Source organism: Luteimonas sp. J29, assembly GCF_000472505.1.
In the GTDB taxonomy this organism is placed as follows: domain Bacteria; phylum Pseudomonadota; class Gammaproteobacteria; order Xanthomonadales; family Xanthomonadaceae; genus Luteimonas.
Map to the genome: position 1 here is coordinate 638,989 of NZ_AWZR01000001.1, position 17,821 is coordinate 656,809.

The window sequence follows — 17,821 nt, forward strand, 5'->3', positions numbered from 1 at the left end:
CCACATGGCCCAGTACCAGACCTTCCCGGACGCGGTGGGCGACTCGCTCACCCTCGACAAGCTCAAGGCGCTGCACCTTCCGGAACTGGCGGGCAAGGCGTTCCTGGACGTGGGCTGCAACGAGGGCTTCTTCTGCGGCTTCGCCCATTTCCAGGGCGCTGGGCGGGTGCTCGGCATCGACCAGTCGGCGGCGTTCGTGGAGCGCGCGCGCAAGCGCTTCCCGGGCTGCGAGTTCCGCGAACAGGACTGGAGCCACCTCCCGGACGAACGCTTCGACGTGATCCTGCTCGCGTCCGCGCTGCACTATGCCGACGACCAGCCCGCGCTGATCCAGGCGCTGGTCGAGCGCCTGACCGACGACGGCGTGCTGGTGCTCGAACTGGGCATCGTGTCCTCGCGCAAGGCCGAGTGGCGCCGGGTCAAGCGCGGCATCGACCATCGCCTGTTCCCGAGCATGCCGATGCTGCGGCAGGTGCTGGCCGGATACGCGTGGAAATGGATGGGCCCCAGCGTCGTCCAGGCCGGCGATCCGGTGCCGCGCCACGTGGTCCACGTCAGCCGGCGGCGGCCGGTGGCGTACCTGCTCATGCAGCCGCCGGGCTATGGCAAGAGCAGCCTGGCCTCGGGCCTGTTCCCGAAGGCGGGCGTGGCGGTGGTGTCGGGCGACCAGGCGCTGAGCCTGGCGGCGAAGGGCAAGGCGCCTGCCGGCGCCGCGCTGAAGTCGCTGCTCGACGCGCACTATTCGCCCTACCGCATCGATGCGGTGGTGCGGCGACTGTTCGAGCAGGACATGGCCGGGGACCTGGTCGCGCTGTGGCTCGAGGGACACGAAGGCGAGGACGTCGCCATCGATGCCTACGTGCCGGCCGAGCACCACGGGAAGATCGCCCAGTTGCTGCGGGCCCGCGGTTACCTGCCGGTGCACCTGGACTGGCAGCGTTCGGGGCCCGCGCCGATGCCCGCCGCCCGGGTCGCGGAGCAGGCCGAGGCGTTCTACCTGTCGCTGGCGGCGGGCGAGGGGGCGGCGCCGCCTCCGTACCGGGGGCCGGTGGCCGGACACGTCGACGAGATCGGGATGGAGGATGGCCGACTGTCCATCCGCGGCTGGGCGATCGACGAGGCCGGCGCGCTGCCGCGCGTCTTCTCGGTGCGCATCGGCAGGCGGACGTTGCGGATCGAGGCCTTCGAGCGCCAGCTGCGACCCGACGTCCAGCGCCACCTGGGCCTGCCGCACGCGCTGGTCGGTTACCGGCTGCTGGTCGACGAGCCGGGGATCGCCAGCACCGCCGAACTCGACCGCCACTTCCAGGTGGTCGCCGGCAAGAGCCACGTGCTGGTCTCGGGCGTGCCCACCCATGCGCTTGGCGGGGGAGCGTCGCGATGAACCCGGCCGCCTGGTTCCGGCGCCGCCCCGGGGTCGCCCGGCATCCGGACGTGGCCGCCATCGAGCGGCTGGGCATCTTCGACCGCGAGGGATACCTGCGGCGCTACCCGGACGTGGCTGCGGCCGGGATCGATCCGGTGCTGCACTACGCGACCAGCGGCGCCAGGGAGGGCCGGCGGCCCTGCGACTACTTCGACACGGGCTGGTACCTCGACCGGAACCCCGACGTCGCCGAGGCGGGCATCAACCCGTTGCTGCATTTCTGCGCCCAGGGCTGGAAGGAATCGCGCCATCCTTCGCGCGAGTTCGACGTCGACTGGTACCTGCAGACGCACCTGGCCGGCGCCGGCGGACAGGTCAACCCGCTCGTGCACTACCTGACCGAGGGCCGCGCACGCGGGCTCGAAGTACGGCCGGTGCGCGACCCGGTCGTCGAGGCCATCCGCAACGCGGGGCTGTTCGACGACGCGTTCTACCTCGCATGCCACCCCGACGTGGCGGCAGGCGGCCAGGACCCGCTGGAACACTACCTGGCCCATGGCGCAGCCGAGGGGCGCAATCCTTCGGAGTGGTTCGATACCCGCTATTACCTGCGCAATAACCCCGACGTTGCCCGCGACGGCGTCAACCCGCTGTACCACTTCGTGGAGATGGGCTGGAAGGAGCTTCGCAACCCCAGCCGCGAATTCGACGTCTGGTGGTACTGGGCCAGCTATCTCGATCCGGCGTCCGAGCGCATCAACCCGCTGTCGCACTTCGTGGCCGAGGGGCTGGCGCTCGGGCACCAGCCGCGGCCGCCGCGCGCGGTGGCGCAACTGCCGGGCACCGGCCACCGTCATCCGGCCGATCGGCCGGTGCGGCGCCTGTGCCTGTTCGCCGGATACGACCGCGACGGACTGGTGGACGATTACGTGGTCGCCTACGTGCGGGAACTGGCGCGCTTCGCCGACGTCTACTACATGGCCGACGGCGAGATGCAGCCGGGGCAGCTCGAGCGCCTGGCGCCCTACGTCAAGGGCGCCTGGGCCGAGCGCCACGGCAAGTACGATTTCGGGTCGTACTCCGAGCTCGTGGCCAGGATCGGATGGGACGCCATCGGTGGCTACGACGAACTGCTGTTCGTCAACGACAGCTGCTACCTGCTGCGCGGCCTGGACGACGTATTCGCGCGCATGGACGCCAGGCCGTGCGACTGGTGGGGCCTGCAGGCGACGAAGGGAATCGCCGCGACGCGCCGCAAGGCCTCCAACCGCTTCCGCATGCCGATCCCGATGGACACCGTGCGCGCCGGCATGCTCGAGAGCTTCGAGCGCGAGTACACCTACGACTTCCTCGTCGGCTCCTATTTCGTCGCCTACCGGAGACCGGTGCTGGAGGACGCCGCGTTCCGCAGGTTGATCGACGGCATCGCGCCACAGGCCTCCAAGCGCAACCTGATCCTGAAGTACGAGATCGGCCTGACCCGGCACCTGATCGCGCGCGGCCACGCGTTCGACACGTTCATCGGCGCGCTGTATCCCTTCCATCCGGTCTACACCAACTGGTACTTCCGGCTACTCGACGAAGGCTTCCCGCTGCTCAAGCGCTACCTGCTGTCGGAGAATCACTATGCCGTCCCGCGCCTCTACCGCTGGGCGGAGCGGGTGCTGCAGAAGGTCCCCGGGGCGGACATCGAGACGATCCAGCGCAACCTCGATCGCGTGGTGGATCCGGAACGGCTCCGCACCAACCTCTTCCTCGGGACGTCGCGCCTCCCCGATGACGCGCCGCCGGCCGACGAGGTCCTGGAAGGCGAGGCGTTCGCCGCCGCCGACCGTCTCGCGCCCAAGTACGAGGACTGGTGGGCGTTCCCGGTCTGCGCGTTCAGCCACGTGTTCTCGGGCAACGAACGGGCGGTATTCGAGGAAGTCAAGGACGATCCGCGCATCCGCAAGATCGTGCTGACGCTCGACAGACCGGTCGAAGTGGACGGCATCAACGTCGAGGTCCTGCCGCTGAAGAGCCCGCTCGGGCAGCATCGCCTGATGCGGGCCGGCAACATCTTCATCAAGCACAGCCCGACGCGGAACCTCGTGTACCCGGTCGCGAGCGACCTGCACAACATCATCAACCTCTGGCACGGCATTCCGTTCAAGCGGATCGGCTACGCCTCCGAGGACATGCAGGGTCGGCTCGACCGGATCGCGGACCAGCACCTGCGCTGCAGGGCGGTGATCAGTTCGTCGAAGGTGGACACCATGGCGATGGCCTCGGCGTTCTACCCGCTTTCGATCAACGAGGTCTGGAACACCGGACTTCCGCGGAACGACTTCATCCTGCGCGACGTCGAACGCCTCCCGGCCGACATGCGCGCGCAGCTGGCCATGCTCGAGGAATTGCTGGCCGGGCGCCGCCTCGTGCTGTTCATGCCCACCTTCCGCAACGACCAGGAAGACGCCTATTACCGGTTCACCGACGAGCAGAAACGGTTCCTGCGCGGCTGGCTGGAGCGCCACGAGGCGGTGCTGGGCGTGCGCGAGCACATGGCCGACGAGGCGCGGACCTACTCCAGCCAGCTGTCTGGCCTGGGGCCGCTGGACCTGTCGGACGCGCGATTCCCGAACGTGGAGATGCTGTACCGCGCGTCGTCCGCGCTCATCACGGACTACTCCAGCTGCTTCATCGACTACATGCTCACCGGAAAGCCCGCGGTGAGCTTCGCCTACGACCACGACCGCTACCTCGGCGTCGAGCGCGGCGCCTTCTACGACCTGGATTTCGTGTTCCCGGGCCCGGTGTGCCGCTCGTTCGATGAGCTTGCCAACGCCCTCGAATCCCTGTTCGATCCGCCGAACGACGTGGAACGGGCGGCGCTTGCCTGGAAACGGCGCCTGTTCTTCGACCACGTGGACGACCGCAACGCCGCGCGAGTGGTCGAGCGGGTCAAGCAACTGAGCGACTGCGAAGGACTCGGCATGCCACCGGTCGGCACCATGGAGAGGAAATGAAGACAGTCATCACCTACGGCACGTTCGACATCCTCCATGTCGGCCACATCAACCTCCTGCGCCGGGCGCGGGCGTTGGGTGACCGGCTGGTGGTGGGTCTGTCCACGGACGAATTCAACCAGGGAAAGCACAAGTCGTCACTGCTGAACTACGAGAACCGGAAGGCGGTGCTCGAGTCGATCCGGTATGTGGACGAAGTGTTTCCCGAACATACATGGGAACAGAAGGTGAATGACATCCGAAAGTATGGCGCTTCCATCTTTGTGATGGGTAACGACTGGGAAGGGAGGTTCGACTTCCTTTCCGAACACTGCCAAGTGGTCTATTTGCCCCGGACAGAGGACATATCCACAACGGAAATTAAGCAGTCGATTGCTGATGGTTCCAACGTCCACCGTGGTAATGAAAGGGGGGGTTGATGCTCAGCGTGGTGAAATCATTCCTCTTCCACCGCAGGACTCGGGCAAGCGAGTTGTGGAGAGAAGACGCCGCTTTCATCGCGGCCTCTGGGCTGTTTGATCCGGCTTACTATCTCTCGGAAAACCCTGATGTTGCGGCTAGTGGAATTGACGCGTTGGAGCATTATCTCCGCTTTGGCGAGGCGGAGCTGCGTCAGCCTAGCGCATCGTTCGATACTCGCTATTACGTTGAATCCAACCCCGATGTTCTGGCGTCCGGGATGAGTCCACTGAGGCATTTTTGCGAATTCGGCGTAAGTGAAGGGCGGCTGCCGTTCCCTCCGCAGGGCGACGTGCCCGCGCCGACGGCGCCGTCGGCGGCCACAGGGGAGGACGTCGCTCGATCCAGCATAGAGCGCTCAGGGCTGTTCGATGCGAGGTTCTACATCGCAAAGTACCCGCATGTTGCCGAAAGCGGGCTTGATCCCCTGGATCACTATCTGCGCGTGGGGGCTGCTGCAGGGTTCGACCCCAGTGCCCGGTTCAGCACGGAATATTATCTGTCGGAGAACTCCGATGTTGCGCACGCCGGTGTAAATCCGTTAGCCCATTTTTGCCGTCACGGGTGGAAGGAACTCCGTGATCCGTCGCCCGATTTTGATATGGGCATCTATTGGGCTCTACATTTAATTGGAACCGTTGACGCAGAAGGCGATCCTCTGTCGCATTATAGGGATGCTGGCGGCCGGCTCGGTCTCGAGGTCTTTCCTGTTGCGGCACCATCCAAGGAGCTTTCCCAGCGGTTACTGGAGCGTTGCCAGTGGGCATTGGAGCAGGGCGTGGCTTCGGAGCTGGTGGCGCGGCGCCTGGCGAAGATTCTGACGCGCCTGAGGAAATGGCCTTTAGTCGAGAAGGCTTGGCGCATCGTGCTAGGGTTCAACTGGAGGGAGCCGAAGGCACACGCTCGCCTGGCTGAAGCTTTCGAGCGTCAAGGCCGATGGTGGCAAGCTGCTGAGTCTCTCGCTATCGCTACGAATCTCGATTCGCGCCATCCCGAGTGGTACTTCAGGCTTGGGGAAGCGCAGGAGAAGATGAAGCGGTACGCACTGGCAGTCGATGCATATCGAGCCGCCATTGGCGAGGGTTCTCGGAATCCCCTTTGGCATTACAGGTTGGGGTATGCACTGGAGCAGGCTGGTGAGGTTGACGCTAGTCGTTCGAGCTACGAGCAGGCTATGCAGCTTGACCGCAAGCATTCTGCGGGACGCCTAGGGGAAGGCGTTTTCCACCAGCTTCGAGAGTATTGGCCAGAGGCGCGCGATGCCTATGAGGCGTGGGCCCGTCGTGTTCCGACTGATCCGGAAATCTGGTACAGGCTCGGGTTGGCCAATGACCGCTGTTTCGAGTGGGAGGCCGCATGCGCGGCGTTTGAGAAAGCGGTCGCGTTGAAGCCCGACGCAGCTTACTGGCACTACCGGCTCGGTTACGTTTTAGAAAGACAGCGCAACTGGCTTGCTGCGGCAGAGGCTTATGAGGCTGCGATCATCCTTTCAAGCAAGCCAGTGCCGTACTGGCACTATCGTCGTGGCTACGTTCTGACCGCGGCGGGCGAATTCAAGGCAGCGAGCGAAGCATTCTTGGGCGGCATGCCGGATGGGTTGAAGTTCGAACTGTTGCCAGCTGGTCACCGCAAGCGCATATCCAATCCTAAGTTTGCAGAGTCCCTGCTCGCAGAGGATCGCACCGACGCGCGCCGCTACGTACTACTGGCGCGCCAGTACGAGTACGCGGAGCGTTGGGTCGATGCGGCAGACGCGTACTCAGGCGCCGTGCTGCGAGAGAGCACGCATGACCCGTCGCTTTACTGGCTCCTGGGGCATGCGCTGTCGCGATTGGGATCGTATCAGCGGGCTTGTCAAGCCTTTACTGAGACCGTAATTCTGCGCCGCCCCTTGGGGATAGATAGTCGTCGCTACTCCATGGACCCGCATCAGAAGATGTTGATGGCTTACAGCGAGTATCGGGATTGTCTGCCAGTCCGAAAGGGAACAATTCTTTACGAAAGTTTCGCAGGTCTGTCGATAAGTGATAATCCCCTTGCGGTGTTTGAGCGCATGCTTGAGGGGGAGGGCGTCAACTGGATGCATGTTTGGGTCGTCTCCGAAGACACCCCAATTCCGGAATGGCTACGAACTCTGCCCAATGTTGCCTTGGCTGTAAGAGGGTCGGACCTTTATCTGCGCTATCTCGCGACCGCAAGCCATTTGGTCAACAACTCCACGTTTCCCTCGTGGTTCATTCGCAGGCCGGAGCAGCGGTACCTCAATACTTGGCACGGTACGCCGCTTAAAACACTCATGAAGGACATTCGCGGAAGCTTCATGGAGCGAACTAACAGCGCTCGAAACCTCTTGCAGTGTACTCATCTGATTAGCCCAAACCAGCATACTAGTGACGTGCTGCTGCGAGGGGGTGACGTCGCCAGCATTTTCTCCGGGCACATTGCAGAGACAGGCTATCCGCGTATAGATCGGATGATCAATGCGACGGAGGGCTCGAGGAATCGCTTGCGTCAGAGACTTGGCCTGACGTCAGATCTGCCGGTTGTGCTGTATGCGCCGACGTGGCGCGGTAGATTCGGAAGCGGCGACATAGAAGTTGAGCGCGTAATTTCCGATCTGGAGCGAATGTCCGAAGTTGACTGCCAGATCCTCTTTCGAGGCCATTATACCGTGGCCGCGAAGCTAGATAGTCTTGCCTTGCCGGTCAAAGTTGTTCCTCAGTCGATAGAAAGTTGCGACGTTCTTTCGATCACGGACGTGCTGGTTACCGACTACTCGAGTATCTTCTTCGACTTCCTGCCGCGAGGTCGCCCGATCGTCTATTACGCCTACGATCTCAGCGAGTATGCAGAGCATCGTGGGCTGTATCTCGACATGGCGGAGCTTCCCGGGATCCTGTGTACGGATCCACTTCGAATATCCGGCGTCATCAAGGAGGCGATCAGCCAGATCGGGGGCGTTGCGGAGGAATACGCACGTGCTGCTGAGAAGTTCTGTCCATACGAAGATGGCCGGGCAGCTCAGCGGGTCGTGGACTTCTTTCTTCGCGATGACACCGAGCATATGGTTGGTCGGTATAGAGACGAGCGTACTTCAGTCCTGATGTACGCCGGGGCGTTTCCGCCTCAGGGAATCACGACATCTGCTTTGAATCTCCTGGGAATCATCGATACCACGCAGGATGTTGTTACGGTGGTGGTGGATCCAGGAGCTGTTGCCAGTGCGCCCGAGAGACTGGAGCGCTTTGGCATGATGCCGAGCGAGACGCGGGTAGTGGGACGCACGGGTGCGTTGGTAGACAGCGCGGAAGAACGCTGGGTTCGCGGCATCATGAATCGCCGCCATTCTCTGCCTAACGAAAGAATGCGAGATGTTTATTTGCGGTCCTGTCGGCGTGAGTTTGAGAGAGCCTTCGGAAGCGCTCGGTTCGACGCGATTATTGACTTTGATGGATACTCGATCTTCTGGGCGTCGTTGCTAGGTGTGGGTGGGTCAAGTGAAACGAGAAAAGTGATGTACATGCATAGCGATATGTATGCGGAGTACACGCTAAAGTTCCCGAGCCTGCAAGGACTTTTCTCGATGTTCTCGCTGTACGACTGCTTTGTCGCCGTATCCGAGCGGTTGCGCGATGTGAACAGAGCTAGCTTGGTCCAGCACTTTGGACTCGATGCAAACAAGTTTATGTTCTGCGAGAACGCAATCGATATCGAATCGGTTCAAGTGAAGGCGTTGGCCCCGCTTGACCAGGATGTCGTGGGCTTCGTTCGTGGTCGAACAGCCTTTCTTGCGCTGGGGCGCCTGTCCCCGGAGAAGGATCACGCTAAGCTCTTGCGTGCATTCGCAAGCGTCATTTCATCCGATGAGAGTGCGGTATTGTTGATAGTGGGGGATGGCCCCATCCGGCAAGATATTGAGCAGTTGATACTGCAGCTCAATCTCCAAGATTCAGTATTCATGGCGGGCGCGCGGCTGAATCCTTTCCCGATCCTCGCCGCGTGCGACTGTCTGGTGATGTCCTCCAACCATGAGGGCCAGCCGATGGTGATTCTAGAGGCGATGGCCCTTGGAGTTCCAGTGGTAGCTACGGATATCGAAGGGAATCGCGGGATTCTGTCTCCAAACGGATACGGATTGCTAGTGGAGAACAGCGAGAGCGGTGTAGCGGAAGGCATGCTCGCGTTCTTGCATGGTGACGTTCCGAAGGGCAGGTTTGATAGCGAAGCGTATCAGAGACGGGTTTTAGGTTCTTTTCAGCGGGTTCTCGCGCGTCCGCAATAGTTCAGTTCAGTCGACTCACCGGTTCTGCACGGAGTTTTCCTTTCAATGAATCAAACAGAAGTGTCAGAAAGCATCGTGGGTAGAGGTTCGCCGTCTCTGTTAGGTAGCGAGCCGGTGATGCCGATAGCAATGGTAGAGGAGTTCGAGCCACGGCATATCGTGGGCTGGGTCGAGGCTGACGATGCTGAATTTCCAGTTCGGGTTTCGCTGTGGATTAATGATCTTGAGGTGGCTGCGACTTGGGCGGACGAGCCTTGTCAACATAACTCGACCCGAACTGTTCGTGGATTCCGAATTTTTCTGAAGGATATATGGCAATTCTGTAAACGCTCAGACTTGGTGACTGTGCGTATTGCGGGGCGGCCCATCCCAATAGCTAAGAAGGGGACTTACAAGCGGCCGGGCCGAGGTGGCGGACAGCGTACGCTGGAGGAGCTAAGGTCGTTGCTCGAGGGCGGTCACGTTTTTAGTCAAATGGGGCGGCTACAGCTTTCCAAGAAGCTTGACAAAGAGTGGCAGGAATCGGTCTTGGGGCTGTACCGAAAGGTATCTTTGATAGTGCTTGATAAGCACGGATATGAGCCGTTCGTGGTATACGGAACTCTACTGGGCCTGGTGCGTGAGGGGACCTTCATCGGGCACGACATTGATTTTGATGCTGCATATGTATCGCGGCATCGTGATGGGCCGTCGGCGGCGGCGGAGTTGCGAGATATTGCGTTTACCCTGATCGACGCGGGCTTCGATGTGGAGTGTCGTCGTACGGCATTGCATGTTCACGACCCTGAAGATAGCAGCGTGCGGATCGATCTCTTCGACATCTACTTCAACGATCAAGGGGAGTTGTCGTTTCCCTTTGGGATAGCCGGCACTACCGTTATAACCAGAGACGAGTGGAGGGGGCTCACAAGCGCTAATCTGGCGGGTCGTCAGGTTCGAGTGCCCGTGGACGCAGAGAGGCTCGCGGAGCATATCTACGGGGGTGCTTGGAGAACGCCGATTGCCGGGTCCAACTGGGATCGGGCGCGAACTAGGCGAGCAAGGGAAGGATGGACGCCGCTCGCCTATTCTGAAGAAGTCTATTGGGCGAACTTCTATGCTAGGAACGAGCTTGGGACAGGGTCCACGTTCTTCGAGCTGGTGTCCGGAAGAGACGATCTCCCTCGGACGGTAATCGACGTTGGCTGCGGAGACGGACGCGATACGTTCGCTTTCGCTCGGCGTGGATTCCGCGTTATCGGCATCGACCGCTCTCACGTGGGTATCCGGCAAGCCGGCGAAAAGGCACGCACGAGCGGCCTGACCTCTTCCTTGACGTTCCATGAGATGGATGTCGCAGACGTCACGGCCCTGGGCTCCGCGATCTCCGAGGCCCGTCGGATCGCCAATGACGGGCCGCTGCTGTACTACCTTGCGCCGGGCGCGGGCGTTGGGTGACCGGCTGGTGGTGGGTCTGTCCACGGACGAATTCAACCAGGGCAAGCACAAGTCGTCGCTGCTGAACTACGAGAACCGGAAGGCGGTGCTCGAGTCGATCCGGTACGTCGATGAGGTGTTTCCGGAGAACTCATGGGAACAGATGGTCGACGACATCCAGCGATACGGTGCGTCGGTATTCGTGATGGGTGACGACTGGGAGGGTAAGTTCGACTTTCTATCCGAGTACTGCGAGGTGGTATACCTTGCCCGAACCGAGTCAATATCTTCCACTGAGATCAAACGATCACTTGGGGCCTCCTGAATGGATAGCAAGAGTGCAGTCCGACTGATCATGGGCAAGTTGAGTGTCTTCGCCTCGCATGCCCGCGCGCGCATCCGGCGGCAGCCATGGATTGAAGATACAAGGGTCATATCCGAAGCCGGTTTATTTGATCGCAACTATTACTTGGCGACGTACGGGGATGTTGCCAAGAGCGGAATGGATCCGCTGGAGCATTACGTCCGCTACGGTGCGGCAGAGGGGAGGAATCCAAGCGCTGACTTCGACACGCAGCTGTACTTGGAGTTGAACCCCGATGTTCGCCGTTCTGGAATCAATCCTCTAAGACACTATTGCCAGTTTGGTCGGGAAGAGGGGCGCCAGATATCACCGGTGCAGCCAACAGGTTTCGAAAAGGTTGGCTCAAGTGCGGCCGACGGTTCCCGCCGGCTGGCCTCGCACAATAGTGAGACGGCGAGCCGCGTCATTCTTGACAGTGGAATCTTCGACATCGACTTCTACTACGCCAGAAATCCGCTCTTGGCGCTAAGAGGTGAGGACCCGATCCAGCACTACCTCACGAAAGGCGCCAAGGATCTGAAGGATCCGTCTCCGTACTTTTCGACGGAGTACTACCTTTCGAGCAATCCGGATGTAGCAAAGTCGGGGATGAATCCCCTCGTCCATTTCTGCCGCTATGGGGGCAAGGAGCTGCGGGATCCGTCGCCACGATTCGATATGGGGCGCTACTGGGCAAAACACCTGGTGGGGACAGAGCAAGTCGACGTCAATCCCCTGACCCACTATCTGAAAGTGGGGCGGCGGGAACAGCTGCATGCGTACGGCGTGGGGGATGTCCCACACGACGAGAAGGTTGATCTAATTGAGAGGTGTTCGAACGCATTGGCGAGGGGGTTGCCCAGCGAACTGTCCGCCCTTCGTTTGGCTTCGGTGCTGAGTCGACTTGGCAGCTGGTCTCTGGCCGAGCAGGCACTTCGGTCAGCTCTAGCGTTCAATTGGCGCAATGCAAAGACCCATAGCAGACTCGCCGACGTCCTGGAGCGGCAAGGGAAATGGTGGCAGGCCGCTGAGTACCTTGTGAACGCCACCACATTGGATCCGATGCGTGCCACGTGGTTCTACCGTCTCGGAACCATGCAGGAAAGAATGGGTCGATACCCACTGGCTGCAGATGCATATCGGCGTGCGATAAGCTCTGTGCCGTCCAACTCGATGTGGCATTACCGCTTGGGATACGTGTTGGAGTGCGCTGGGGACACCGATGGTGCGCGATCATCCTATGCCCAGGCGACGGCGCTCGATGAATCGCTTGGCGCCAGCAGGTTGGGAGAGGGCGTATTTCACGAGCAACGGGAGTACTGGCCAGAGGCTGCGCGGGCTTACGAGACGCGCATCTCCGAGTCTCCACTGAATCCTGAGCTTTGGTATCGACTCGGGGTGGCCCGCGACCGCTGCATGGAATGGGAACGGGCCTGCGATGCGTTCAGGAGCGCCATTGCATTGCAACCAGACGCTGCACGCTGGCATTGCGCGTTCGGATTGACTCTTGAGCGGCTGCACCGATTTGAGGATGCCGCCGATGCGTACGGCGCGGCGATTGCACTCGGCGTGGGCGACGCGTCCTATTGGCACTACAGAAGAGGATATGTGCTTCGCCATTGTGGCCGTCATGAGGAGGCATGCGCCAACTTTGCGCAGGTTCGCAGACAAGCCTCGCTCGTGGATGTTCTCCCAGAGAAGTATCGTGCGAAGCTCGCTTTTCCGGAAGGGATTCGTTCAATTGGTCGACCCAACTTGCTGGATCCACAGACGCACTTGATGCGAGGGCGTCAGTGCGAGCTCGCGGGTGAATGGAGCCACGCAGCTGCCTGCTACTGGGAGGCCTGCCGGAGGCAGAACAAGCACGACCCTGACTTGTACCACAGGTTGGGCATTGTGCTGTGGAAAGCGGGGCGGCCAGTTGAGGCCTGCGAAGCGTTCCTAGAGATGGTAGTCGTTCGACGACCTGTCGGGATTGATGCTCGCAGGTACATGAAGAGCGATCACCAAAGAAGATTGGTGCACTACAACGAGTATCGTGAGTGCTTGCCGGTGACCCCGCGGACGATCTTGTACGAGAGCTATGGCGGTCTGTCGATTAGTGACAACCCGCTGGCGGTGTTCGAGTACGTCAAGTCCGCGCCCGAATTCGCTGATTGGACGCACGTGTGGGTGGTGAACGAGGCCGCAGAGATCCCAGAGTACTTCCGAACGATTCCGAACATCATCGTTGTGCTGAAGAACTCGGATCTCTATCTGCGGTACCTGGCAACCGCGAGCCATCTCATCAACAATGCGACATTCCCTTCATGGTTCATCCGGAGGCCGCAACAGCGATACCTAAATACCTGGCATGGGACGCCGCTCAAGACTCTAATGAAGGACATCAAGGGAACCTTCATGGAGAGGGCGAACTCCGCTAGGAACCTATTGCACTGTACCCACGTCATTAGCCCGAACCGTCACACCAGCGACGTGTTGATCAAGGGGGCAGATATAGCGGGAACATTCACGGGGCTGATTGCCGAGACGGGGTATCCGAGACTCGACAGGCTAATTAATTCTACAGAGGAGGAAAGGGCGTCTCTTCGGGCGGAGCTTGGAATACAGGGTGCAGTTCCGGTCGTTCTTTACGCCCCGACATGGCGCGGAACGTTCGGGAGCGGAGAAGTGGAGGTGGACCGTATCCTTGCAGATCTGGAGGGCATGTCCATTGATCAATGCGAGCTACTGTTCCGCGGACACTATAGCGTAGCGGAGAAGCTCAAGAGTCTCGATATTCCGGTGAAGGTCGTGCCGCAGCGGGTAGATACATGTGATCTGCTGGCAATAACGGACGTGCTGGTCACAGATTACTCGAGCATCTTCTTCGACTTCCTGCCGACAGGGCGGCCCATCATATTCTACGCTTATGACCTAGAGGAGTACGAAGAGCAGCGAGGTCTGTACTTCAGTATGGGAGAGCTCCCGGGGCGAGTGTGCACAAGCGTTGGGCAGGTCGCCGAGGCTATCCGGCAGGCGTTGGACTCGACGGTTCAGCACGAAATGCACTCACGGGCCCTTGCATGCTTTTGTCCGTTCGAGGATGGTCAAGCGACGAAGAGGGTTGTTGACTTCTTCTTCAAAGACTCTTCGGCGTTTGTAACGAGACGATATGAAAGAACTCAGCCATCCATTCTCATGTACGTAGGCGCATTCCCGCCGCAAGGAATCACAGCGTCCGCGCTGAATCTCCTCGGCAGTTTGGATCACGATAGCCTGTCCGTCACAGTCGCTATCGATCCAGGTGCAGTGTCGAGTGCGCAGGAGAAGCTAGAGCGATTCTCCATGATGCCGAGGGATGTCAAAGTGCTGGCACGCACGGGCATCGTGGTTGCAGATCCCGAGGAGTTGTGGCTTCGTCATCTGATGACCCAGCGCTACTGCCTCCCTAGTGAAAGGATGATCGAGCGTTACATGGATATGTACGAGAAGGAGTTCCTCAGGCTGTTCGGGGGAGCGCGATTTGATGCGGTCGTCAACTTTGACGGCTACAGCATTTTCTGGACTTCCCTGTTGGCTGCGGCACCGAATGGCGTTCGAAAGGCTATTTACATGCATAGCGACATGCATGCGGAGATGACCATCAGATTCCCTAATCTTCTCGGGGTCTTCGCGATGCTCAAGAAGTACGATGTGCTCGTGTCGGTATCAAAGCAGCTGTGCGAAGTGAATAGGTCGAATCTATCTGAGGCGTTCCAGATTCCAGGGGATAGGTTCCAGTGCTGTGAGAATCCGATTGATGTTGGCCGGATCAGAAGCAAGGCGGAGGCGCCCCTCGACGGGGACATCGCGGAATGGATTAAGGGCAAGACCTCATTTCTCTCGCTTGGGCGTCTTTCTCCAGAGAAGGACCATGCGAAGCTGATACGCGCCTTTGCGGCGGTGCGGAAGTCGCATCCGGAGAGTGTGCTGGTTATCATCGGAGATGGCCCCCTTCGACAGGACATCGAGCAGCTTGTCTCGGAGCTGGGAGTCACAGACGCCGTGCTGATCGGTGGCCCCAGATCCAACCCCTTCCCCATCCTCGCAGCCTGCGACTGCCTCGTCATGTCGTCGAACCACGAAGGCCAGCCGATGGTTCTGCTTGAGGCGATGACTTTGGGGGTGCCAGTAGTGGCCACAGACGTTGACGGCAACCGCGACTTGCTGAAGCCCTACGGATACGGTCTCCTAGTGGACAACAGCATCGACGGGATGACCGTTGGACTGAAGAGCTTTCTTGCCGGCTGCGTGCCCGCCGGCCATTTTGACCCGGAAGAGCATCAGAGACGTGCGATCCACTCGTTCTATCGCGAGATCGTTGGCCGCTCGCCCGCTGTTCTCCTGGAATCCCCTCTGAACAACGGAACCGAGGCCTTCCTGCATGAGCGAGATCAAGACTGTGACTAATGAAGAACATTCAGTCGGGGCCGGGCCATCGAGAACGGGGAACGCTCTGCCGATCGGGATGGTAGAGGAGTTCGAGCAGCGCTACGTCATCGGCTGGGTTGAGGCCGAGGAAGCGGATTTCCCGGTGAAAGTGTCGCTCTGGGTCAACGATTTGGAAGTCGCATCCACCTGGGCTGACGAACCTTCGCGTCACAACACAAGCCGCACGACGCGGGGGTTTCGCATCTTTCTCAAGGACATCTGGCAGTTCTGTACGCGTGCCGACAGGGTCACAGTACGTGTCAGTGGTCGCCCTCTGCCGATCTCGCGGAAGGGCACATTCAAGCGACCGGGCCGCGGAGGAGGAACGCGCAGTCTTGAGGAACTGCGCTCACTCCTCGAGCGTGGCCACGTGTTCAGTCAGGTTGGTCGCCTCCAGCTATCGAAGAAATTGGATTTGAAATGGCAATCGTCCGTGCTTGGCCTCTACCACAGGGTGGCCATGGTCGTCCGGGAGAAGCATGGTTACGATGCCTTCGTGATCTACGGAACTCTGCTGGGACTTGTCCGAGAGAACGGGTTCATTGGGCACGATATCGACTTCGATGCAGCTTATGTCTCCCGTCATCGCGATGGGCCTTCTGCTGCCGCAGAATTGCGCGACATAGCGTTCACGCTTATCGACGCAGGATTTGATGTCGAATGTAGGCGCACGGCGCTGCACGTTCATGATCCAAGTGATCACCGTGTAAGGATCGACCTGTTCGATTTGTTCTTTAACGAGAGCGGAGAGCTATCGTTTCCATTCGGTATCGCGGGGACGGGCGTGATCAGTGAAGCGTCATGGCGAGGAGTCATGGATGCAGAGTTGGCTGGTCATCCTGTGCGGGCGCCCGTGGATGCGGAGATGCTCGTTGAGCACATCTATGGAAGTTCCTGGCGGACACCTATCGCTGGTTTCAATTGGGATCGTGCGCGCACGCGGCGCGCGAAGGAGGGATGGACTCCACTCTCGTACTCGGAAGAGGTCTATTGGGCAAACTTCTACGCGAGGAACGAACTCGCCGCAGGGTCAACCTTCTTTGAGGCAGTCTCTGGGAGAGATGACGTGCCGCGTACGGTAGTCGACATTGGATGTGGCGATGGGCGTGACACTTTTGCCTTCGCCAGGAAAGGGTTCCGAGCTATTGGTATTGATCGTTCACATGTGGGCATCCGACACGCGAACGAGAAGGCTGAGAAGGGTGGTCTTGAAGCGAAGCTGTCCTTCATGGCCGTGGATGTCGCCGACATCAGTGCAGTGCGCGTGGCCATCGCGGAGGCGAGGAAGGCCGCGAACGACGGGCCGCTGTTGTACTACCTTCGATTCTTCCTCCACTCCGTAACGGAGGAGGTGCAGACCGGACTCATGAATGCGATCTCGGACGTGAGTCGTGAGGGGGACTTTTTCGCAGCTGAGTTCCGAACGGAGGAGGATGCCGAGACCCCCAAAGTCTATGGTGGGCATTACCGGCGCTATCAGAATGGCAAGGCGTTCGGGGCGGCGCTGCGCGAAACGTATGGATTCGCTGTCCTTCACGAGGAGGAGGGAAGGGGTCTGTCCCCATTCAAGGGCGAGGATCCCGTTCTGTATCGCGTCATTGCTCAGAGGTCGATTGGGAAATGAAATCACAGGAAACGTTCATGAAGCTTCTCAAGCTAGCTGCTATCGCTTCGATGATCTTGGTTGCGGGTTGTTCCAGTGATGGAGGGGGCGGCGCGAGGGACGATAGTTCGGTCAAGGAGCCGGGTGCAGTCGACGATTTCTCTCGACGCTTTGTCTCGGTGCTCTTGCCCCCTAAAGTAGAGCTGGAATTCCCTTATGTTATTACGAGTGAGCGCCTCTACACTCGGGAGGATGGAGGCGAAACACGTCGCGGGTTGATGCTCGAGTTCCTCGGGGGCGATGAGAAGGGGGTAGCTGACCTGATTGTTCGTGGTTTCGAGAAGGGGGGGTACAAGCCGCGCAAGGCTCCTATGGCTGACGAAGAAGGAAGACTTGCCTTCACGCTGATTCGACGGGGGAATGTGCCCGTGTATGTCGACGTGCGGCCGGCAGGCAATCGGAAGCTTCAGAGCCCAGATGCCCGTGGCACCGTGTGGATCAGTTGGCGGATTCGCGACGACGCTGGTTCCAGCAGCAAGAATTGAGCCCGCTTTCTTTCCGGAAACGCATGTGAATTCTGGAAGTGGCTGGTCCCGACGCTGTCGTGATCGCTCTCGGGCAGCGGCCGCACAGCGCCCATGGCTACAAACCCCCGGCGACCGTTCGCCGGAACTGGTCGGAACCCGATACCATTCACCCCGGACTCACTGCCTGATTGGCTACAAGTTCCATACTCAGGTCATCACCACGTAGTCGGAGGAAGGGAGACTCAAAGCCCCGACAACGCCTCCTCCTCGAAATGCAGCCCGCACTCGCGCTTCAGGCCGAAGAAGCGGGTCTGCTCCTCGGTGATGTCGGCGGTCAGGGGGCGGGTCGTGTGGACGTCGCCGATGGA

At 60.1% G+C, this 17,821-nt stretch carries 9 protein-coding genes; all 9 read left to right on the plus strand.

Annotated features, from left to right (window positions below; genetic code table 11):
- Positions 1–4 precede the first annotated feature (4 nt).
- The 9 genes from LUTJ29_RS17975 to LUTJ29_RS18580 all read left to right on the plus strand — a co-directional run bounded on the left by LUTJ29_RS17975 (position 5) and on the right by LUTJ29_RS18580 (position 17,471).
- Positions 5–1,384, plus strand: coding sequence for a methyltransferase domain-containing protein (locus LUTJ29_RS17975; RefSeq protein WP_051322621.1), 1,380 nt, complete (start codon positions 5–7; stop codon positions 1,382–1,384).
- Positions 1,381–4,371, plus strand: a complete 2,991-nt coding sequence (locus LUTJ29_RS0102880) for a CDP-glycerol glycerophosphotransferase family protein (protein WP_027071229.1) — start codon at positions 1,381–1,383, stop codon at positions 4,369–4,371. Before LUTJ29_RS17975 ends, LUTJ29_RS0102880 begins: the two co-directional genes overlap by 4 nt.
- Positions 4,368–4,790 (plus strand): glycerol-3-phosphate cytidylyltransferase, encoded by a 423-nt coding sequence (tagD, locus tag LUTJ29_RS0102885; protein ID WP_027071230.1) that lies wholly within the window; start codon positions 4,368–4,370, stop codon positions 4,788–4,790. The genes LUTJ29_RS0102880 and tagD overlap by 4 nt, the downstream gene beginning before the upstream one ends.
- Entirely contained in the window at positions 4,790–9,112 is a 4,323-nt protein-coding gene (locus LUTJ29_RS18295) for a CDP-glycerol glycerophosphotransferase family protein (protein WP_084524563.1), read from the plus strand. The genes tagD and LUTJ29_RS18295 overlap by 1 nt, the downstream gene beginning before the upstream one ends.
- A 45-nt stretch (positions 9,113–9,157) precedes the next feature.
- Positions 9,158–10,549 (plus strand): class I SAM-dependent methyltransferase, encoded by a 1,392-nt coding sequence (locus LUTJ29_RS18300; protein ID WP_084524565.1) that lies wholly within the window; start codon positions 9,158–9,160, stop codon positions 10,547–10,549.
- The gene (locus tag LUTJ29_RS15910; RefSeq protein ID WP_343122684.1) at positions 10,542–10,853 is read left to right on the plus strand and encodes a glycerol-3-phosphate cytidylyltransferase; all 312 of its coding nucleotides are present in this window, start codon (positions 10,542–10,544) and stop codon (positions 10,851–10,853) included. The genes LUTJ29_RS18300 and LUTJ29_RS15910 overlap by 8 nt, the downstream gene beginning before the upstream one ends.
- Positions 10,854–11,030: 177 nt before the next feature.
- A complete protein-coding gene (locus LUTJ29_RS18305) occupies positions 11,031–15,302 on the plus strand; it encodes a CDP-glycerol glycerophosphotransferase family protein (RefSeq protein WP_186442010.1) in 4,272 nt (1,423 codons plus the stop codon).
- Positions 15,277–16,947: a class I SAM-dependent methyltransferase gene (locus LUTJ29_RS18575; protein WP_144774637.1), complete on the plus strand. Its 1,671-nt coding sequence runs from the start codon at positions 15,277–15,279 to the stop codon at positions 16,945–16,947. Before LUTJ29_RS18305 ends, LUTJ29_RS18575 begins: the two co-directional genes overlap by 26 nt.
- A 17-nt stretch (positions 16,948–16,964) precedes the next feature.
- Positions 16,965–17,471, plus strand: coding sequence for a hypothetical protein (locus LUTJ29_RS18580; RefSeq protein ID WP_144774636.1), 507 nt, complete (start codon positions 16,965–16,967; stop codon positions 17,469–17,471).
- Positions 17,472–17,821 lie beyond the last annotated feature (350 nt).

What these genes read in the sequence shown, in the direction of transcription:
- tagD (WP_027071230.1), top strand. Translation starts at nt 4,368, where the DNA reads ATGAAGACAGTCATCACCTACGGCACGTTCGACATCCTCCATGTCGGC.
- LUTJ29_RS18300 (WP_084524565.1), top strand. Translation starts at nt 9,158, where the DNA reads ATGAATCAAACAGAAGTGTCAGAAAGCATCGTGGGTAGAGGTTCGCCG.
- LUTJ29_RS18295 (WP_084524563.1), top strand. Translation starts at nt 4,790, where the DNA reads ATGCTCAGCGTGGTGAAATCATTCCTCTTCCACCGCAGGACTCGGGCA.
- LUTJ29_RS17975 (WP_051322621.1), top strand. Translation starts at nt 5, where the DNA reads ATGGCCCAGTACCAGACCTTCCCGGACGCGGTGGGCGACTCGCTCACC.
- LUTJ29_RS0102880 (WP_027071229.1), top strand. Translation starts at nt 1,381, where the DNA reads ATGAACCCGGCCGCCTGGTTCCGGCGCCGCCCCGGGGTCGCCCGGCAT.
- LUTJ29_RS18580 (WP_144774636.1), top strand. Translation starts at nt 16,965, where the DNA reads ATGAAGCTTCTCAAGCTAGCTGCTATCGCTTCGATGATCTTGGTTGCG.
- LUTJ29_RS18305 (WP_186442010.1), top strand. Translation starts at nt 11,031, where the DNA reads ATGGATCCGCTGGAGCATTACGTCCGCTACGGTGCGGCAGAGGGGAGG.
- LUTJ29_RS18575 (WP_144774637.1), top strand. Translation starts at nt 15,277, where the DNA reads ATGAGCGAGATCAAGACTGTGACTAATGAAGAACATTCAGTCGGGGCC.